16 protein-coding genes are annotated in these 17,796 nt (G+C 67.8%); 12 read left to right on the top strand and 4 right to left on the bottom strand.

Annotated elements, in window-relative coordinates:
• Positions 1-16: 16 nt before the first annotated feature.
• Positions 17-718 carry a triacylglycerol lipase gene (locus tag ACETK3_RS04725; RefSeq protein ID WP_236799243.1) on the top strand — a complete coding sequence of 234 codons (702 nt, stop codon included), beginning with the start codon at positions 17-19 and terminating at the stop codon, positions 716-718.
• Here the strand turns inward: ACETK3_RS04725 and ACETK3_RS04720 are convergent.
• Positions 687-1,817, bottom strand: a complete 1,131-nt coding sequence (locus ACETK3_RS04720; protein WP_373992583.1) for a flavin-containing monooxygenase — start codon at positions 1,815-1,817, stop codon at positions 687-689. The genes ACETK3_RS04725 and ACETK3_RS04720 overlap by 32 nt on opposite strands.
• A gap of 116 nt (positions 1,818-1,933) precedes the next feature.
• On the opposite strand from ACETK3_RS04720, the gene ACETK3_RS04715 reads away from it, so the two are divergent.
• A complete protein-coding gene (locus ACETK3_RS04715; protein WP_236799241.1) occupies positions 1,934-2,602 on the top strand; it encodes a TetR/AcrR family transcriptional regulator in 669 nt (222 codons plus the stop codon).
• On the opposite strand, the gene ACETK3_RS04710 is transcribed toward ACETK3_RS04715, so the two are convergent.
• On the bottom strand, positions 2,589-2,957 hold the full coding sequence (locus ACETK3_RS04710) for a cupin domain-containing protein (RefSeq protein WP_373992582.1): 369 nt from the start codon (positions 2,955-2,957) through the stop codon (positions 2,589-2,591). The two genes, ACETK3_RS04715 and ACETK3_RS04710, sit on opposite strands and share 14 nt — an antisense overlap.
• 63 nt (positions 2,958-3,020) lie before the next feature.
• Between ACETK3_RS04710 and ACETK3_RS04705 the strand changes: the two genes are divergently transcribed.
• Positions 3,021-3,620, top strand: coding sequence for a TetR/AcrR family transcriptional regulator (locus ACETK3_RS04705; RefSeq protein WP_236799239.1), 600 nt, complete (start codon positions 3,021-3,023; stop codon positions 3,618-3,620).
• A 400-nt stretch (positions 3,621-4,020) separates the two neighbouring features.
• The gene (locus ACETK3_RS04700; RefSeq protein WP_236799238.1) at positions 4,021-4,404 is read left to right on the top strand and encodes a VOC family protein; all 384 of its coding nucleotides are present in this window, start codon (positions 4,021-4,023) and stop codon (positions 4,402-4,404) included.
• Positions 4,405-4,707: 303 nt separating this feature from the next.
• Here the strand turns inward: ACETK3_RS04700 and ACETK3_RS04695 are convergent, their stop codons facing one another.
• Positions 4,708-5,613: a phosphatase PAP2 family protein gene (locus tag ACETK3_RS04695; protein WP_236799237.1), complete on the bottom strand. Its 906-nt coding sequence runs from the start codon at positions 5,611-5,613 to the stop codon at positions 4,708-4,710.
• 36 nt (positions 5,614-5,649) lie between these two features.
• Positions 5,650-6,843: an MFS transporter gene (locus tag ACETK3_RS04690; protein ID WP_236799236.1), complete on the bottom strand. Its 1,194-nt coding sequence runs from the start codon at positions 6,841-6,843 to the stop codon at positions 5,650-5,652.
• Between the two features lie 53 nt (positions 6,844-6,896).
• Between ACETK3_RS04690 and ACETK3_RS04685 the strand changes: the two genes are divergently transcribed.
• From ACETK3_RS04685 to menD, 8 genes are all read left to right on the top strand, one after another.
• The gene (locus ACETK3_RS04685; protein ID WP_237428719.1) at positions 6,897-7,880 is read left to right on the top strand and encodes an ABC transporter ATP-binding protein; all 984 of its coding nucleotides are present in this window, start codon (positions 6,897-6,899) and stop codon (positions 7,878-7,880) included.
• Between the two features lies 1 nt (position 7,881).
• Positions 7,882-9,504 (top strand): ABC transporter permease, encoded by a 1,623-nt coding sequence (locus ACETK3_RS04680; RefSeq protein ID WP_237428718.1) that lies wholly within the window; start codon positions 7,882-7,884, stop codon positions 9,502-9,504.
• Positions 9,501-9,995, top strand: a complete 495-nt coding sequence (locus tag ACETK3_RS04675; RefSeq protein WP_236799233.1) for a GbsR/MarR family transcriptional regulator — start codon at positions 9,501-9,503, stop codon at positions 9,993-9,995. The genes ACETK3_RS04680 and ACETK3_RS04675 overlap by 4 nt, the downstream gene beginning before the upstream one ends.
• Positions 9,992-11,008, top strand: coding sequence for a magnesium and cobalt transport protein CorA (locus ACETK3_RS04670; protein WP_236799232.1), 1,017 nt, complete (start codon positions 9,992-9,994; stop codon positions 11,006-11,008). The genes ACETK3_RS04675 and ACETK3_RS04670 overlap by 4 nt, the downstream gene beginning before the upstream one ends.
• 112 nt (positions 11,009-11,120) lie before the next feature.
• Positions 11,121-12,473, top strand: a complete 1,353-nt coding sequence (locus ACETK3_RS04665) for an Nramp family divalent metal transporter (protein WP_236799231.1) — start codon at positions 11,121-11,123, stop codon at positions 12,471-12,473.
• 35 nt (positions 12,474-12,508) lie between these two features.
• Positions 12,509-13,549: an o-succinylbenzoate synthase gene (locus ACETK3_RS04660; protein ID WP_237428717.1), complete on the top strand. Its 1,041-nt coding sequence runs from the start codon at positions 12,509-12,511 to the stop codon at positions 13,547-13,549.
• Positions 13,550-13,721: 172 nt separating this feature from the next.
• Complete coding sequence (locus ACETK3_RS04655; protein WP_237428716.1) at positions 13,722-15,788, top strand: PhoX family phosphatase; 2,067 nt, start codon at positions 13,722-13,724, stop codon at positions 15,786-15,788.
• Between the two features lie 109 nt (positions 15,789-15,897).
• Positions 15,898-17,715, top strand: a complete 1,818-nt coding sequence (gene menD, locus ACETK3_RS04650) for a 2-succinyl-5-enolpyruvyl-6-hydroxy-3-cyclohexene-1-carboxylic-acid synthase (RefSeq protein WP_373462154.1) — start codon at positions 15,898-15,900, stop codon at positions 17,713-17,715.
• The last annotated feature ends 81 nt before the right edge of the window (positions 17,716-17,796 follow it).

Raw genomic sequence — 17,796 nt, 5'->3', positions numbered from 1 at the left:
AGGTTATTCTCGACACATGAGTCATCCCGGCGCCGCTGCCCGCATCAGTCCACTGCAGAAGGCCGTGTGGTGGGCGCAGGACTATGTGTACGCCGCGGGCTGGCAGGTGCGCGGCTTCCTGTCGCGCGTGCAGCCGGCGTCCTTCCGGAACGGGACCCGCGCGCCCGTGGTGATCATCCCCGGCGTGTACGAAAACTGGCAGTTCATGATGCCGGTCATCCAGGCCATCCACGACGCCGGGCATCCCGTCCACGTGGTCACCGTACTCCAGCGCAACAAGCTGAAGGTGCCGGAGGCCGCCAAGCTCGTGGCCCAGCACCTGGAGGAGGCGGGGCTGCGCGGCGCAATCCTGGTGGCGCACAGCAAGGGTGGCCTGATTGGCAAATACACCATGCTTTCCCTGGATCCCGAACACCGGATCGACCGGATGATCTCCGTATGCGCACCGTTTTCCGGCTCGCGTTACGCCCGGTACATGCTGCTGCCAAGCCTGCGGATCTTCTCGCCCCGGAACGCCCTGACGCTCCAGATGTCCCGCGAGCTCACCATCAACAGCCGGATTACATCCATTTACGGACCCTTTGACCCGCACATTCCGGAGGGAAGCGTCCTGCCCGGCGCCACCAACATCGAACTGCCGGTGGCCGGGCACTTCAAGATCCTGGGCGACCCCGGAACCGCCCGCATCATTGTGGAGCAGCTGAACCTTCCGGCCTGACGTCCTTTTGCCGGGGGCGTGCTGCCGGTGCTTGTGGCGTGCGTGCGGCGATATGCCGGGCGATGAAGGCCGCGTCCCGGCCTACCCCGTGGACCATGGAGGACGCCAGCGACTGCTGGAAGATGGCGCCCAGGAAGTAGAGTCCCGACTGCGCTTTGGCCACCCCGCGGTCCTGTTCCGGTTCGCCGTCCGGGCCGAACACCGGCAGGTGGATCCACCCCAGGTCCGGCGTGAAACCGGTGCACCAGATGATGCTGGCCACCTCGAGTGCCCGGCCATCCGCGAGTATGGGAAACCCATCCCTGGTTCCTTCCGTCCTGGGAACGCGTTCGACGCCGGCACGCACCAGGTCGCGGTTCTTCACCCTGACCAGGGGCCCGCTGTGTGCCAGGACCTGCGGGCGGGCCTTCCGGCCGGCAGGCGTGTTGAGGTTCAGGACGTGCGAGAACGCGAAGAAGACGGCGAGGGTGAGGGGGCGGGTGGCCAGGGCGTCGATGGGCCAGGGGATTTCGCCGGGGTGCCTGCCGGAGAGGTATGTCCTGCGGGTCCGGGCCAGCTCCAGGGTGATGTCCGCGCCGGAGTTGCCGGCGCCGACCACCAGGACCGGGCCTGGCGCGAGGTCCGCTGGGTTCTTGTAGCTGCCCGCCGTGAGCTGTTTGATGTGCGGGCTGAGTTGCTGTGCGAATGCCGGCACTTTGGGCCTCCGGTCCCAGCCCGGGGCGACCACTACGTTGTCGGCTTCGATGCGTTGGTTGTCCGTTTCGATGACGAAGCACTGTCCGGTGTGGCTGACGCCGGTGACCCGGATGTTGTTGCGGACCGGCAGTGCGAAGCGGTCCGCGTAGCCGCTGAGGTAGTCGGCGAACTCTTCCCGCGACGGGTAGGACCAGTGCGGGGCGGGGTAGCGGCTGCCGGGAAGGGCGTCGTACCGGGCGGGGGTGAACAGCCGGAGCGAGTCCCAGCGGGCACGCCAGCTGTCACCGGTCCTGGCGTTCTCGTCGAGGATGACGAAGTGACGCTTGAGGCGGGACAGGTGGTAGCCCATGGCCAATCCGGCCTGGCCGCCGCCGACCACGACGGTGTCGTAGTGCTCTGACATGATGGCCTGCCCTTCCACCCCTTTGCCGCTTCTTTGCGATGGTCTCTTGGCGGCCTGGGGCTTCCTGCTAGAATTCATCCGAAGTGTACTCGGATGGATTAAGGCTAGGCCCGGCGATGAGTGAAGTCAATGCCCCTGCACGCCGCTACCACTCGCCCCGGCGGAAGCAACAGGCGGCCGCAACCCGGGATGCCGTACTCGCCGCCGCTCGTGAATTGTTTGTGGGGGAGGGGTACCGTTCCACCACTGTGGCGGGCATTGCGCGGAGGGCGGGTGTCGCCGTCGACACTGTCTACGCCGCCATCGGGCGCAAGCCTGACCTGCTGCGGGAAGTAGTGGAAACTGCCATCTCCGGGACCGGCCATGCGGTTCCCGCCGAGAGCCGCGACTATGTCATTCGCCTGAGGGAAGCGGAGCGCGCGGCCGACAAGATCTCGATCTACGCCCACGCCCTGGCCGCCATCCAGCCCCGGCTCGCGCCGGTGTATGTGGCCCTGCGGGATGCCGCGGGGACCGACGCCGATTGCGCTGCGCTCTGGCGGGAGATCTCCGACCGGCGCGCGGCCAACATGCTGAAGTTTGTAGAGGACCTCGCCGCTACCGGGGAGCTGCGGACCGACCGGCCGGCCGCAGAGCTGGCCGACGCCGTCTGGAGCATGAACGGGCCCGAGTACTGGGTGTTGCTGGTGGACCAGCGCGGGTGGACCCCGGAGCAGTTTGCGGGCTGGCTGACTGATGCGTGGTGCCGGCTGCTGCTGACCGTGGACCAGGCTAAGAAGCGCTAGGGCCAAGGCGCCCGGTGTGGGTGGCCGGCGAACGCTCCTGGTCGCCGGGGGATTTCGGACGCGGTTCCTTCAGCTCAATGAAGAGGCAGTGCGTGGGGGAAGAGCCGGTATTCGTCCCCGAATGTTCCTGCGCGTCGAGCCAGCGGGCCTGCCCTGCCCCGAGTTCCACATCCACTTCGCGGCCTCCCGACCGGAGTCGGCGGGCGAACGAAGTGAGTGTGACCATCACGCTGTCCGGGTGGGAATGGGTGCCGGTGCTGTCGCCGGGGCCGTCACTGTACTCAAGGACGCGGACCCGGTCGTTCTCGAAGACCAGCCGGTAGTGCTGTGGATTCACTGCAATGGGATCGGCCATGGGAAACCCCTCATTTTTTATGGGACGTCCGTACCATTACGGTACGTATGTATCATAAGTCCTGTGTCCGTACGCCACAATGAAAAGTATCTGGAGACCGGCAGGGCCCGGCAGAAGTCGCGCACGCGGGACGAGCTGGTGTCCGTCCTCCGGGATCTGCTGAAAGACGGGCGGGACCCTTCGGTTGCAGAAGTTGCTGCCACAGCGGGCATATCCCGCACCACTGCCTACCGGTACTTTCCGGACAAGGAAGCGCTGCTGCACGCGGCCCTCCCGGAGACCGGTCTGGGATCGCTGCTGGGTGAGGACCCGCCGTCGGACGTGCGTGACCGCCTGGAGCGCACCCTGGACGCGCACTTCGACTTCATCCGCACCTGGGAACCACAGCTGCGGGCATCGCTCCGGCTGTCTTTAACCCCGGGCGCGGCCCGGCCCACGCTTCGCGGCGGCCGGGCTGTGGGCTGGTACCGCGACGCCCTGTCCCCGCTGGAAACCGGAGGATCCGGCATCGACACTGCCGCCCTGGCTGTCAGGCTTCGCGCGGTTGCCGGCATTGAAGCCTATGTCTGGCTGCGGGACGTTGCAGGCCTCCGGCCGAACCAGGCATTTGGGGTCATGCGTGCCAACGCCTTGGACATTCTTGACGCTGCGCTCGCTGCCTAGAGCAGGCTGTCCCGCCGCTTTGGAGGGCGGTGGATAAGTAGGGCAATCGGAATAGAAGCGCAGGTCAGAGGCGGTTGAGCTTTCAAATAACTTGAGCTTTTGTTGACGATTTACTCCCTCACTTCCTGAGGTTGAGCGTTCATAGTAGTCCTCAGTTAGGCCACGCTCGGCGGAAGAAGGTGCCGCTGCAACACCCCCAAGGCAGCGGCGCCGCCTCCCGCCGAGCTGGTTCTGTCATAAATGTGGTTCCCGCGACGCGCATATTCGACCCCGACGCGCAGCTTCAATTGCGCTCCTGATACCTGGGCCGCGCTGGTGAAGATGCGCCTCGAGGATGGAAAAGGCCGTCGAAGAATGTGTCAGCGAGCTGGCAGGTGCAGCCCCTCCGTAGACTGGCACCATGTCATGCCGTATAAGTGAACTGGTCCTTACTTGCGCTGACCCCGAACTGCTCGCGAAGTTCTGGAGCGACGTGCTTGGCTACGTGGAGATTGACCGGGAGGACGGGGCGATCGAGATCGGGCCGCCGGACGCCGGGTTCGGGGGAGCGCAGCCAACGATCTTCCTGAGTCCAAGCAGCAACCCGCGGGTGGGGAGGCTTCCGCTGCACATCGACATCAACCCGGTGGACCGGGACCAGGACGCCGAGCTGGAACGCCTGCTGGCGCTCGGTGCACGGCCGGCGGACGTAGGCCAGACCGGCGAGGCGCAGTGGCACGTCCTGCAGGATCCCGAAGGCAACGAGTTCTGCCTTCTGCGCAAGCGGCTCGACCCGCTCGAGTAAGAACAGAGGCACATCCGTGCGGGACGCGTAGAGGGAGTTGCCCGGCGGTGCCTGCTTCTAGACGCCGCCCGGGCACCTTTAACTATCCGCCGCACCCCTCAAGCTAAGGGCCTCAATATCCTCAAGGTTTGATCAAGATCTCCCCGCAAAAGCCCGTTTCGTGCTAGGGCCAGGCGGGCCGTGAAGCTTATCGCCGCCATGGGGGGAGCAAGGCGGTATCGAGAACGCCATCCTGGCCGGGGCTTCCTCCTGGCCCGCCTTGGCGCCGCGGACTGACCTGCGCGTTGCACCCGCCGTTCCGTGTCAGCGGCGGGACGCGTGCCGCCGTCGGGAGGCAAACGCAAACAGGGACGTAGTGGCCACAGTGGCCAGGTACCCCGCGATCACGATCAGCGAGATGCCGGCCCAAAAGTAATTGGTGGTGCTGGCCTCCTGCCAAGGGCTGGGGGCAATCCGAATCAGTGAATAGACGGCAACGCCCGCGGACGCCAGGCCGATCAGCACCGGCAGAGTGAGCCAGATCCGGGCCGAGCCGAGATGTTCACCGAACCCGTCCCACTCGTTCCACGAACCGCGCCGGAGGATCAACCAACCGGCCGGAATCATGAACGCCCCTACCAGCAGGAACGCCGCCACCACGTCGGCGGGCCGGTGCCACTGGTTGATCAGCGTGGACACGCCGGAGGCAATGGCGAAGGTGCCGCCGACGAAGCCTGCCATGGGCCGCCAGCGCGGGGACGCCATCAGGAACACTGCCGCCGCCGCTGAAGCCGCCAGGGTGGTGTGGCCGGATGGCAGCGAATTCAGTTCGAGGGTCAGCACACCCTTGTCCGGGCGCGCCGGCAGCAGGTCCTTCAACACTTGGGTGGCCACGTTCGCGCCAATGCACGCAGCGACGGCGATGCCGGCCTCGGCCCAGTGCCGCCGGATCACCGTGACAAACAGGACCACGACGGCGGCCATCACCAGCGAGATGGTGGGCAGCCAGTCCAGGAACTTGGTGGCCGCCTTGCCCGCAGGCCCGTGGATTTCCACCGCTTCCACCAGCGCGGACTCATCAATGAACTGGCCCGTGGTGGTCTGGACAAAGAAGTAGTAGGTGGCCATCAGCCCGGCAATGCACGCGGCAGTGGACAGCACGAACAGGAACGCCGAACCCGGGGCAGGCCGGGCCGGAGTCCTGGTGGGCAGTTGCCGTGAAGAAGTCATCGCGGTTAAGGGTGACACAAAAAGCTGGATGGCCGCTCAGGAGTTGGGCGCGGCGGGTTTGACCGGGTCCAGCCGGGGGATGCCCGCCGCGGCCACCAACAGCGCCAGCGCGCCCAGCCCGAACGGCAGCGCCGTGGCCGTGGCGATGCCGCCCACCAGCAGCGGGCCGCCGGCGTCGCCCAGCTCCCGTCCCAGTTCGGCCGAACCCATGGTCCGGCCCATCCGCTCCGGCGGGGTGGTGTCGGCCAGATGCGCGAAACCCAAGGGGGTCACCGCGCCGATGCCTGTCCCAATGCAGGCCGCGGCCACGAAGATGGTGACCACACCCGGGGCCACCGCCACCAGACCGATGCCCGCGGCAATCAGCAGCAGGCCCGTCGTCGTGCCGCTGTTGTCCGTGATGGCGTTGCGGTCCCGCAGCCTTCCGATCCAGGGTTGGGTGAGTACCGAGCCCAGCGCCAACACGCTCACCGCGGCCGTGCCCGCGAATGCGTCCATGCCATGGCGGGTGGCCAGGGCGGGGATGAATCCGACGGCGGCACCCAGCGCGCCGGTTGCTGCGGCCAGCACCAGTGTGGGCACCAGGAAACGGCGCTCGCCGACCTGCCGGGCCAGGTCCATCACCGTGTACCGCTTCCGCGGCAGCGGCGCCAAATGCGGCACGGACACCAGCACCCACACGGCGGTCACGGCGGCCAGCGCTGAGAGCGTTCCGAACAGCAGCGGAAACCCGCCGGCAAGGATCAGGCCCGCGCCCAGCGGCGGCCCGATAATGTAGCCCAGGCTCTTCCAGGACCCGTACCGGCCAAAGTAGGTGCCCGCCTTGCCGCCGCGGGCCATCCTTGCCACCATGGCGGACGACGCCGGCGAGAAGGCAGATGCCGCAGCGCCCTGTCCCAGCCTGGCCAGGGCAAGGATCAACGGGTCCGCGGCTCCCAAACCGATGAGGGACAGGGCGGCGAAGGCGAAGAGTCCGCCGACGATGACAGGCTTGGCCCCGATCCGGTCGCTGAGCGCTCCGAACACGGGCTTGAGGAAGACTTCGGCCACGTCATAGAGGGCCAGCAGGATGCCGAGGTTCAGCAGCGTCAGGCCGACGTTCCCGCTTTGCGAACCGAGTCCTGCCGCGATGCTGTGGGCGCCGAAAGCGGTGACGAACCCGGCGGCGTAAAGAGGTGCCGTTGCCGTGCGGGTGGCGTGCCCGGTGGACAGGGGCTTGTCGGGGCTCATAGTTGGGACTTTAGTGCCTTCATAAACTTGTGAAAACTTCGAAGACTTGAATCATGAACACCGTTGTCCAGACAGCGAACCTGCATAAGCACTTCGGCCGGGTCAGGGCCCTGGACGGCCTGGACCTCGAAGTCCAGCACGGGGAGATCCACGGCTTCCTTGGCCCCAACGGCGCCGGGAAGTCCACTACCCTGCGCGTCCTCCTGGGCCTGGCCCGGGCAACTTCCGGCGCCGCCACGGTTCTGGGCCTCGAACCCTGGACTCAGGCCGCAGAATTGCACCGGCGCCTCGCCTACGTTCCCGGCGACGTCCGGCTCTGGCCCAACCTGTCCGGCGGCGAGACCATCGATTTGCTGTCCCGGCTGCGCGGCGGCACGGCGGACGGCGAGGCCTACCGCCGCCGGAAGGACCGCCTGTGCCAGGTGTTCGACTTTGATCCGGCCCGGAAGGGGCGCGCCTACTCCAAGGGCAACCGGCAAAAAGTCGCCCTGATCGCGGCCCTCGCCACTGAAGCCGAGCTCTACCTGCTGGACGAGCCCACCAGCGGCCTGGACCCGCTCATGGAGGAGGTTTTCCGCAGGGAGCTGCTGGCCGCCGTCGACCGCGGCGCAACGGTGCTGCTGTCCAGCCACATCCTCTCCGAGGTGGAGGTGCTGTGCCACCGGGTGAGCATCATCCGCGCCGGAAAAATCGTCGACGGCGGCACGCTGGAGTCCCTGCGGCACCTCACCAGGTCCGAGGTTTCCTTCGCTGCGGACGGTTTGGACGCGGAAGCCCTGTCCCGGCTCGGCGCGGTGCACGACCTTACGGTGGACGCCGGCCGGGTCCGGTTCAGCGCCGACGCTGACCGGATTGCGGAGGTGCTTCCCGCATTGGGCGCGCTGGGCGTGCAGGGCCTGACGATTGTCCCGCCGTCGCTGGAGGAGCTGTTCCTGCGGCACTACGGGGATACCGCTGCTGCCCCGGAGTCGGATGCTCCGGCTTCCGCTGGCTACGGTTCCCGGCGGCACCTGCTGGGTGCGAGGGGACGGAGCTGACATGGAAGTCTTTCTGGTCCTCTTGGGCCAGCGGCTGCGGCGGGACCGCTGGCAGCTCCTAAGCTGGGTGGTGGCCATCGGGGCCTTCGCCCTGTTTGCAGCGGCCGCCGTCACACAGACGTACGGCAGTGTGGTGAGCCGCACCGAGATCCTGCAGGTGGCCATCGCCACTCCCGCCATCCTGATGCTGCGCGGCCTACCCCGCGGTGCGGACCAGGGGGCGTTCACGTTCTTCCTGATCTACGCGTTCCTGGCCCTGCTGGCCGGGCTGATGAGCACGTTCCTGGCGGTGCGCCACACGCGTGCCGATGAGGAAACCGGCACTGCCGAACTGGTCGCCGCCACGCCTGCCGGCCGCCTGCTGCCCAACATCGCCACCCTGCTGCACGGCATCACGGCGAACATCCTCGTGGCACTGGCGGTGTTCGCAGGGTTCGCCTCCCAGGGCCTGGACGCGCAAGGTTCCCTGACCGCCGGAGCCGCAACGGGCGCCGTCGGGCTCGCCTTCCTTGCCCTGGGCCTGCTGGTGGCCCAGTTCATGCCGACGTCCCGCGGCGCGAACGGCGTGTCCGCCGCACTGGTTGTCCTGGCCTACGTCCTGCGTGGGATCGGCGATGCCACGGGGACCCCCGGTGCCGACGGGACCACCATGACGGAAGGGTCCGCCAGCTGGTTCTCACCCATTGGCTGGGGCCAGCAGACGTACGCTTTCTCGGGAAACCGCACCTGGCCGCTGGTGCTGCCGGTGGGCCTCGCCGTCGCCTGCTTTGCAGTCGCCTGGCTGATCCTCCGCACGCGGGACAGCGGGGCAAGCGTGTGGGGAACACGGCCGGGACGCGCCGCAGCCCGGCCCGGGCTGCGGAGCCCGGTGGCCCTGGCGCTGCGGCTGCAGTCCGGATCGATTATCGGCTGGGGACTCAGCGGCCTGGCCCTGGGCCTGCTGGCGGGCTCGCTCGGAAAGGCGATTGCCGCCGTCGATACCCCTGATACCAACATCACCGCCATGCTGCGGGCCATGCTCCAGTCCCAGGGCACCTCGCTCACCCAGCTCATGGTCTCGGTGCTCTTCTCGATGGCCGGGGTCCTGGCGGCGGCGTGTGCGCTCCAGGCCGTGATCAGGCTGCGGCAGGAGGAAGCGGCCGGGACGGCCGAACTGCTGCTGTCCGCTCCCGTGGGCCGGGTCCGGTGGCTGGCCGGTTACCTGCTGCTGGGGGCGGCGGCCGTGGTATTGGTGGTGGGCCTGGCAGGTGTGGGGGCCTGGGCAACATTGACCGGCTCCGGCGATACCTCGATGCCCGCCGATGCCCTCTGGCAAACCGCCCTGGCCCAGCTGCCGGCGGCCCTGATCTACCTTTCCGTTCCAGCGCTGGTGTTCGTCCTGTGGCCGGCAGCGACCATCGCCGCCAGCTGGGCGCTGCTGGCCCTGGGCGTGGTGCTCGGCATCCTGGGCGCCATGTTGGGGATTGATCAGGCCCTGCGTGACCTGTCGCCATTCGCCCACACCCCGGTTCCTCACGGCGACACCACGGACTGGAGCGGCGCATGGTGGATGCTCTTGATCGCCGCGGTTGCAGCCGTGCTGGCGGTCTCGGTAATGCGGCGGCGGGAGGTGGGTTCGATGTGACCACTGACATGGGCGTGGCTGATGCGCAAACCCCGGAACTGACCGTCGCGGCTGCCGAAAGGACCGCGGCCGCCTTCGCCGCGGCCGGGTTCCCCAAGATGCCGGCGCGGACCTTGTTGGCGCTGGTTTCCTCGGAACAGGGAAGCCTCACCGCCGCAGAGCTCTCGGAGCGGCTGGGCGCCAGTGCCGCAGCGGTCTCGGGGGCGGTGCGGTACCTGCAGACCGTGGGCTTCGTCCACCGGATTTCGCAGCCCGGCAGCCGCCGGGACCTCTACGCCCTCCATACCGATGAGTGGTACGTGGCGTCGATGCGGAACAGCACCGTTTACGAGAAGCTGGCAGCACTCACCGATGCCACGGCGGAAACCCTCCCGGAGGGATCTGCCGCGCGGGCGCGGGTAGCGGAGATGGCCCGGTTCTACCGGTTCCTCAACTCGCGGATGCCCGCGCTGCTGGATGACTGGGAGCGCGAGCGGGAGGCCCACCCGTGACCATCATTGACAACGCCGTCTACGTAAACGGACTCCGCACCGAGGACCCCGAAGACCTTGATGAAACCTACTTTCTCCTGCGGCAGCGACAGGGGATGGCATGGATCGGCCTGTACCGGCCGGACGCGGAGGAACTGCAGTCCGTCGGCGAGGAATTCGACCTCAACCAGCTCGCCATCGAGGACGCGCTCTCCGGCCACCAGCGGGCCAAGCTGGAGCATTACGGCGGCTGCCTGTTCCTGGTGCTCCGGCCGGCGCGGTACCGGGACGACGTAGAAAAGGTGGACTTCGGCGAGATCCACGTTTTTGTCGGTGACGAGTACGTGGTGACCGTCAGGCACGCCGAGTCCCCGGACCTGGCAAAGGTGCGCCGCCGCATGGAGTCCATGCCGGAGTTCCTTGCCCTGGGCCCCGACGCCGTGCTGTACGGCATCCTGGACCAGGTGGTGGACGAGTATGAGCCTGTGGCTGCCGGCTTGGAGAACGATATCGACGAAATTGAGGATGACCTCTTTGGCGCCGACCCGGAGGTTTCGCGGAGGATCTACGAGCTCTCCCGGCAGGTAATCATCTTCCAGCGCGCCACCAGCCCGTTGGCCGGAATCCTTCGCCAACTCATGGCGGGGACCCCTGAGCGGCCGCCGGGGGAAGTCCTGCAGGACCACCTGCGCGACGTCCTGGACCACGTGCTGCGGCTCAACGAGCGTGTGGCCTCCTTCCGGGCCCTGCTTCAGAACGCCCTCGCCGTCAACGCAGCCCTCGTGGCCCAGCGGCAAAACGATGAAATGCAGCGCATGACCGAGTCCAGCCTGGAACAGAACGAGCAGGTCAAGCGCATCTCGTCCTGGGCCGCCATCCTGTTCGCGCCCACCCTGGTGGCCTCTATCTACGGCATGAACTTCACCAACATGCCCGAGCTGGCGTGGACGTACGGCTACCCCTACGCGCTGGGCCTGATGGTGGCCATGGGCCTGGTCCTCTACCTCGCGTTCAAGCACAACAAGTGGATCTGAGCGCCTCCACGCGACCGCTGCTCCCAGCTTCATGCCCTACCATTGCCTCTGAATCCTAAGCCTGCTTAGCAGTTGGGCGGCTTAGCGGTCGATGGTGAGTGGAGAGAACTGTATGAGCAAGGCTCAAACGAGCGGACGGCCCCAGGTCGAAGACACGGCAGCTGGCGCTCGGCAAAAGTCCTTGCTGCGCCGCTTTGGGGCGCTGCTGGGCCCGGGCCTGGTCACAGGTGCCGCGGACGATGACCCCTCAGGGATTGCCACGTATGCAAAAGCCGGTGCCACCTTTTCCAACGGCATGCTGTGGACCGCGCCGGTCACGCTGCCCATGATGATGGCCGTGCAGGAGATCTGCGACCGCACCGCACTGGCCACCGGGGAAAGCCTGGGCTGGCTGGCCCGCCGCAAGTTCTCCCGCCGTCCCCGGGTGGTGATCGGCATCCTGATCGTTGCCCTGCTGGTGGGCAACATCCTCAACGCCGCCGCGGACCTGATGGCGATCGGGCAGGGCATGCAGATGCTCGGTGCGGGCCCGGACCACCTGTGGAGCGCGCTTGCGGGCTTAGGCATTGCCGTCGCGCTCATGAGCGGATCGTTTGCCGTCATTGCGAAGGTCTTCAAGTGGTTGTGTCTTACGCTGCTGGCGTACGTTGCGGTCCTGTTCGTTGCCAATGTCGACTGGCCGGACGTGTTGGAAGGCATGCTGGGAATGAAGTTCAGCTTCGCCCCCGAATACCTCGGCCTGATCGTCGCCGTGCTGGGCACCACCATCTCGCCCTACCTGTTCTTCTGGCAGAGTGCGCACAGGGTCCAGGAATTGCGCGCCGAGGAGCACGGCGGTGACGAGGCGGTGGGACTGAAGGACCGTCCGGACGCGGCTGCCGCCGCCCACACCCTCCGGAAGGCCCGCGCCGACGTGTTCATTGGCATGGTCTTCTCCGTCCTGGTGATGTTCTCAATCATGGCGGCCACGGCGGCAACCCTGGGCAAGGACGGCACGGACGTGAACACCGCGGCCGATGTTGCCAAGGCCCTGGAGCCCGTGGTGGGGCCGGCCGCCACGTTCCTGTTTGCCGCCGGATTCATCGGCACCGGCATCCTGGGGGTCCCAGTACTCGCCGCGTCCGGTGCAGCGGGACTCGCCGGCCTGCTCGGCAAGGACTGGGGCCTGGACCTGAGCCCGCGGCGTGCCCCGTTGTTCTACACGCTGCTGGGGGTCGGAATCATTGCCGGCGTCCTCATCAGCTTTTTCTCCGCCGACCCCATCGGGCTCCTGGTTTTCAGCGCCACCGTCAACGGCATTGCGGCCGCCCCGTTCCTGGTGGTCACCATGCTCATCTCCCGGGACAAAGCCATCATGGGCAACTACGCCAACGGCCGGCTCGCCGCCACGCTCGGCTGGTTCACCGCCGCCGTCATGGTCGTGGCCGGAGGCATCGGCGTCTGGACCACCCTTACCGGAGCCTGACGGGGAGTTGCCCCTGCCCGCGTACAGTAAACCGCATGCCCCTCCCCGGTCTCCCGCCAGCCCCCGCCGCCCTCCCCGAAAAAGTTCCTCCGCTGGAAGAACTGCTGGCGGGTGCCCATGTGGTGAGCCTGCCCATGCGGGTGAAGTTCCGCGGCATTATGCAGCGCGAATCGCTCCTGCTCCGGGGTCCCGTGGGCTGGGGCGAGTTCTGCCCCTTCCCTGAGTACGGCGACGCCGAGGCGTCCCGCTGGCTGGCCGCCGCGATCGAGGCCGGGTGGGAGGGCTTCCCCCCTGCGCTGCGGCATAGCATTCCCGTCAACGCCACCGTGCCCGCCGTTTCCGCGGACCGGGTGCCGGACGTCCTGGCCCGGTTCGGCCGGGTGGACGCAGTCAAGGTCAAGGTGGCGGAGCAGGGGCAGACATTGGACGACGACGTCGCCCGGCTTCACGCCGTCCGCGCCGCCTTGCCGGATGCCGCCGTCCGAGTGGACGCCAACGGAGGGTGGGATGTGCCCGGCGCCGTGGAGGCGCTGACCCGGCTGGCGCCCGTGGGGCTGGAATACGCCGAGCAGCCGGTGCCGTCCATCGAGGGCCTGGCCGAGGTCCGGTCGCGGCTGGGGGACGCGGGGACTCCTGTGCTCATCGCGGCAGATGAAAGCGTGCGGAAGGAAACCGACCCCCTCCGCGTGGCCCGCGCCGGCGCCGCGGACCTGATCGTGGTCAAGGTGGCACCGCTCGGGGGAGTACGCCGCGCCCTGGACATCGTGGCACAGGCCGGGCTTCCCGCCGTCGTCAGCTCCGCTCTGGACACCTCCGTGGGCATCCGCGCGGGGCTGGCGCTCGCCGCCGCCCTGCCGGAGCTGCCCTACGCCTGCGGCCTGGGGACGGTGTCCCTGTTCGAATCGGACGTCACCCTGGATCCCTTGGTGGCCGACGACGGCGCCATCCGCCTCCGCGACGTGGCCGCCGACGCGGAGCTGCTTGAGCGGTTTGCGGCTTCCGCGGAACGCCGGGACTGGTGGCTGGATCGGCTCCGCCGGGTCCACGCCCTCCTCGCCCCATCGATTGCTCCGTAACTGCCGTTTAGAGCGGCCTAAACGGCAGTTACTCAGCAATCGATGGCGGGATTGGCAACGTTCCTGCAGGTCACGGGCGGTTCACCATGAGTTCATCCAATTGATGGCTTCCGGTAGGAACCGGCTGGAAGGGTGATCGGGCACCCCAGAGAGATTCCTTGGAAGGTTCCCCATGTCTGAAATTGCCCGCAAGTTCACCCTGTTGCCCATGCTCGGCCACACCAAGGGCAAGCGCAGCCCGGTCACATGCGCACTCAAGTGCGACAACGCCTGCGCCGGGGACGTCTGCAACACCAGCTCCAACAGCTACTTCCGCGATATCGCTTCCGCCACCCTGTCCCGCCGCGCCGCCCTGGGCATGGGCGCCGCCGGAGCACTCGCCGTCGTCCTTAACTCCGTGGTGGGCTCCGCTGAGCCTGCCTCCGCTGCCGGCCTGTCCCAGGCCGCCAAGGAAGGCTTTGGCAAGTCCAAGCTGCAGTTCACCGCCATCAAGCCCGTGGACAAGGCAGTCGACGCGTTCACCGTGCCCGAAGGGTTCACCTGGCAGCCCATCATCCGCTGGGGCGATCCGCTGTTCAACGATTCCCCGGAGTTCGACCTGAACAACCAAAGCGCGGCAGCCCAGGCCCGCCAGTTCGGCTACAACAACGACTACACGGACATCGTGGAAATCCCCGGCAGCAAGGGCCGCCGCGCGGTGCTGTTCACCAACCACGAATACACCAACGAAAGCATCATGGTCCCCGCGGGCTACGACCCCAAGGAAACCCGCGCCATTGGCCGTGCCGCCCATGGCCTGGCCGTAGTGGAGCTGGAGCGCAAGAACACCACCAAGCCTTGGAGCTACGTCAAGGGTGCACCGCTGAACCGCCGCTACCTCTCCGACACCACCTACGAACTGACCGGCCCCGTTGCCGGCTCGGCACTGGTCAAGACCGTGGCAGATCCCTCCGGCCGCGCCATCAAGGGCACGTTCGGCAACTGCTCCGGCGGCACCACCCCCTGGGGCACCATCCTTTCCGGCGAGGAAAACTTCAACGGCTACTTCGTGGCGGGCGGCACCTCCGCCGGCGACAAGCGCTACGGCCTCACCGCCAAGCCGACCGCGCGCCAGTGGGAACTGGACGACCCCCGCTTCGACACCCGCAACCCCGGCTACGAGAACGAGTCCAACCGCTTCGGCTGGATCGTGGAAGTCGACCCCTTCGACCCCACCTCCACCCCCAAGAAGCGCTCCGCCATGGGCCGGTTCAAGCACGAGGGCGCCAACGTGATCGTGGCCGAGTCCGGCCACGTGGTGGCCTACATGGGTGACGACGAGAAGTTCGACTACCTCTACAAGTTCGTCTCGGCGGATAAGTACCGTGAGGGGGACCGCCGGCACAACATGAACCTGCTGACCGAAGGCGACCTGTACGTTGCCAAGTTCACCGGCAACTCAGCCGCCGCGGAGATCACCGGCACCGGTGCACTGCCCTCCGACGGCGCGTTCGACGGCACCGGCGAATGGCTGCCCCTGGTGGTGGGCGGCAAGTCCGCCGTCCCGGGCATGTCCGTCGAGGAGGTCCTGGTGTATACCCGCCTGGCCGCGGACAAGGTTGGCCCCACCAAGATGGACCGCTGCGAGGACGTCCAGCCCAGCCTGCACACCGGCAAGGTCTACGTGGTCTGCACCAACAACTCGGACCGCGGCACCGGCACCAAGGAAGGCGCCACGGAGGTCAACCCGCGCACCCAGAACCGCGACGGCCATATCGTCGAAATCACCGAAACCGGCGACCAGACGTCCACCAGGTTCAACTGGACCCTCCTGATGGTCTGCGGCGATCCCGCGCAGGGCGACGTCACCTACTTCTCCGGCTACCCGGTGGACAAGGTCTCGCCCATCTCCTGCCCGGACAACGTGGCCTTCGACTCCGTGGGCAACCTCTGGATCTCCACCGACGGCGCGCCCTCCGGCATCGGCTACAACGACGGCCTGTTCAAGGTCACCCTCGACGGTGCAGAGCGCGGCAAGGTGGAGCAGTTCCTGTCCGTGCCGCGTGACGGCGAAACCTGCGGGCCGGTCATCCACGACGACGAGCGGATGGTCTTCGTCTCCGTGCAGCACCCGGGTGAGGACGGCACCTTCGAGGCGCCCAACTCCTACTTCCCGGACTACGTCCCGGCAGGTACGACGCCGGCACCCGGCAAGGTGCGCGCGCCCCGTCCCGCGGTGGTCCAGGTTTTCCGCGGCTAGGCCCTTTCGTTGCTCTATCACTTATGGTCCCCAAAACCCCGGTTTAGGGACCATAAGTGATAGGGCATCCGAGGAGTGGGCGGGCGTTTGGGGGTGGCAGACTGGTTGGGTGACTTCGTTCAACGAACCCGCGCCCGACTCCGCCTCCACAGAGGCCCGCACCGACCTCCCTGCTTCCACCGACGCGGCAGGTGCCGTCCGCTCCAGTGACGCGCCTGAGCTGGACACACAGGAGTTGAGCGCGCTGTCTGCGGCGCGGATCGCCGTCGAGGTTTTGCTCGACGGCGGGGTGCGGCACGCGGTGGTGTCGCCGGGTTCGCGGTCGGCACCCATGGCGTACGCCCTGGCCGAGGCATCGGCGGCCGGCCGGGTGGAGCTGCTGGTCCGGATCGACGAGCGGTCCGCCGGATTCACGGCGCTGGGCTTGGCCCTGTCCACCGGCTCGCCCGCCGCCGTCCTCACCACGTCCGGAACCGCCGTCGGAAACCTGATGCCGGCCGTGATGGAGGCCAACCATGCCGCCGTCCCGCTGATCGTCCTGTCCGCCGACCGTCCCGAAGAGTTGCGCGGGACCGGCGCCAACCAGACCACCGTGCAGCCGGACCTGTTCGGGGAGCAGGTCCGGTTCGCCGCCGACGTCCCCGCAGGAAGCAGCCCGCAGCGGGCCATAGAAACCGGGCTGTCCGCGGCTACCGGCGCCTTCCCGGACCTGCCCCCGGGACCGGTCCAGCTCAACCTCGCCTTCCGCGACCCTCTGGTTCCTGCTGCTGGCGAGGGGCTGCCTCAGGCTGTGGAGCGGCAGCGCTACCGGGTGGGCACCGAGCCGCTGGTCATGAACCTTCCGCCGGCACCGGAATCCATGCCTGAGCGTCGCACGGTGGTGCTGGCGGGCCATGACGCCGGCCCGGTGGCTGAAGCGTTCGCCCGCGCCCACAACCTGCCGCTGCTGGCCGAGCCGTCTTCAAACTCCCGGTTCGGACCCAATGCGGTGGGCCCCTACCGGCTGCTGCTGGAGCACTTCGGGCCGGGTTCGGCACAGCCGATTGAGCGCGTGGTGTTGTTCGGCAGGCCCACTCTTTCCCGCCCGGTGGCTGCGCTCCTGGCCCGCCCCGACGTCGAGTCAGCCCTGTACCAGCCGGTTCCGGTCGCCTGGTATGAGCCAGGGCGCCGCACCGAGCTGCCCTTGGAGAACCTCGCAGACCTTGCCGATTTCGCCGGCCGCGGGGCGTCCGCCTGGCTGGACACGTGGCTGCTGGCCGGCTCGGCCGCGCAGCACGCGCTGGACCAGGTGCTCTCCGCCGAGGCCGCTGCTACCGGTCCTTCCGTCGCCGCGCTGGTGTGGAAAAATGCCCGGGGGGAGCTGCTGCTCGGTTCATCCAACGGCATCCGCGACGTGGACCTTGCCGGGCTGCCTGCCCCGGACCCCGCCGCCACCGTGTATGCGAACCGGGGCCTGGCGGGCATTGACGGAACCATCTCAACGGCCACTGGCATCGCGATCGGGGGCCGGCAGGAAACCACAGTCCTGCTGGGGGACGTGACCTTCCTGCATGACGCCGGCGGCCTCCTCCTTGGCGCGGGGGAGGAACAGCCGGACCTGCGGATCGTGGTCCTGAACGACTCCGGCGGCGCCATCTTCGGCCTGCTCGAACACGGGGGAGTGGAGGAAGGCGGCCGCTACGGGGACGCCGTCGAACGCCTCTTCGGCACCCCGCACTCCGTGGACATCGCGGCACTCGCCGCAGCGTACGGCGTCGGACATTCAATGGTCAGTACGACGGCGGGACTCGCCGAAGCGCTCGACCGGCCTGTGCAGGGGCGCAGCATTGTGGAGGTCCGGACGGACCGGCGGTCGCTCCGGCAGCTCCACGCCCGGATCAAGGAAGCCGTGGCCGCCGCGGTCGAGGGAGTGCTCTCCGGGCAGTAGGGTTTCGACGCGGAAATCCGCCCATGACGCGCAAATGCCCTGCCGCTCCCGAAATTCGGGTAGCGACAGGGCATTTGCGCG

The sequence above is a fragment of the Arthrobacter sp. E44 genome (assembly GCF_041877125.1).
In the GTDB taxonomy this organism is placed as follows: Bacteria; Actinomycetota; Actinomycetes; order Actinomycetales; family Micrococcaceae; genus Arthrobacter.
Note: the sequence above shows the minus strand (reverse complement) of the source record. Positions and strands in the feature narration are given on the sequence as shown.

Coding starts and splice junctions, on each gene's coding strand:
- ACETK3_RS04660 (WP_237428717.1), top strand. CDS start 12,509: ATGCCCCTCCCCGGTCTCCCGCCAGCCCCCGCCGCCCTCCCCGAAAAA.
- ACETK3_RS04690 (WP_236799236.1), bottom strand. CDS start 6,843: ATGAGCCCCGACAAGCCCCTGTCCACCGGGCACGCCACCCGCACGGCA.
- ACETK3_RS04720 (WP_373992583.1), bottom strand. CDS start 1,817: ATGTCAGAGCACTACGACACCGTCGTGGTCGGCGGCGGCCAGGCCGGA.
- ACETK3_RS04700 (WP_236799238.1), top strand. CDS start 4,021: ATGTCATGCCGTATAAGTGAACTGGTCCTTACTTGCGCTGACCCCGAA.
- ACETK3_RS04665 (WP_236799231.1), top strand. CDS start 11,121: ATGAGCAAGGCTCAAACGAGCGGACGGCCCCAGGTCGAAGACACGGCA.
- ACETK3_RS04680 (WP_237428718.1), top strand. CDS start 7,882: ATGGAAGTCTTTCTGGTCCTCTTGGGCCAGCGGCTGCGGCGGGACCGC.
- ACETK3_RS04655 (WP_237428716.1), top strand. CDS start 13,722: ATGTCTGAAATTGCCCGCAAGTTCACCCTGTTGCCCATGCTCGGCCAC.
- ACETK3_RS04685 (WP_237428719.1), top strand. CDS start 6,897: ATGAACACCGTTGTCCAGACAGCGAACCTGCATAAGCACTTCGGCCGG.
- ACETK3_RS04710 (WP_373992582.1), bottom strand. CDS start 2,957: ATGGCCGATCCCATTGCAGTGAATCCACAGCACTACCGGCTGGTCTTC.
- ACETK3_RS04715 (WP_236799241.1), top strand. CDS start 1,934: ATGAGTGAAGTCAATGCCCCTGCACGCCGCTACCACTCGCCCCGGCGG.
- ACETK3_RS04695 (WP_236799237.1), bottom strand. CDS start 5,613: ATGACTTCTTCACGGCAACTGCCCACCAGGACTCCGGCCCGGCCTGCC.
- ACETK3_RS04725 (WP_236799243.1), top strand. CDS start 17: ATGAGTCATCCCGGCGCCGCTGCCCGCATCAGTCCACTGCAGAAGGCC.